1 pseudogene is annotated in these 555 nt (G+C 63.4%); it reads right to left on the bottom strand.

The features are described 5' to 3' along the window. A pseudogene (locus EJ105_RS27710) lies at positions 1-555 on the bottom strand (IS5 family transposase); the annotation flags it as partial.

Genomic DNA, 555 nt, shown 5'->3' with positions numbered 1-555 from the left:
AGGAAGTTGATGGCGAGGCGGTCATATCGTGTGGCGATGCGCCGGAAGTCTTTCAGGCGGCAGAACATGCGCTCGATGGCGTTTCGGTCGCGGTAGAGCACGGGAGAGAAGCAGTTCTTCCAGAGCCTGTTGGAGCGGGGCGGAATGTTCGGCATGGCGCCCATGCCCTCGACCTGTCGGCGGATCGCATCGCTATCGTAGCCCTTGTCACCATGGAGGATGCGGGCACTGGACATCTGGCGCAGCAGAACCGCTCCAGCGGTGCAATCTGCGACCTGTCCGCCGGTCAGCAGGAATGCGACCGGTCGGCAGTGGCGGTCTGTCAGCGCATGGATTTTGGTCGTGCGCCCGCCCCGCGAGCGGCCGATCGCCTGACTGCTCTCCCCCCTTTTCCACCAGAAGCGGAGCGATGAGCTTTGACCGCAGAACTGTCGATCAGCACCTGGGCGGGAGGACCTCCTGCGCTGGCGAGAGCATGGAAGAGGTCTGTCCAGATCCCCTTGGCAGCCCATCGGACAAAGCGGTTGTAGAGCGTCTTGCGCGGCCCATATTCGG

Source organism: Xanthobacter aminoxidans (genome assembly GCF_023571765.1).
GTDB classification, from domain to species: Bacteria; Pseudomonadota; Alphaproteobacteria; order Rhizobiales; family Xanthobacteraceae; genus Xanthobacter; species Xanthobacter aminoxidans.
Note: the sequence above shows the minus strand (reverse complement) of the source record. Positions and strands in the feature narration are given on the sequence as shown.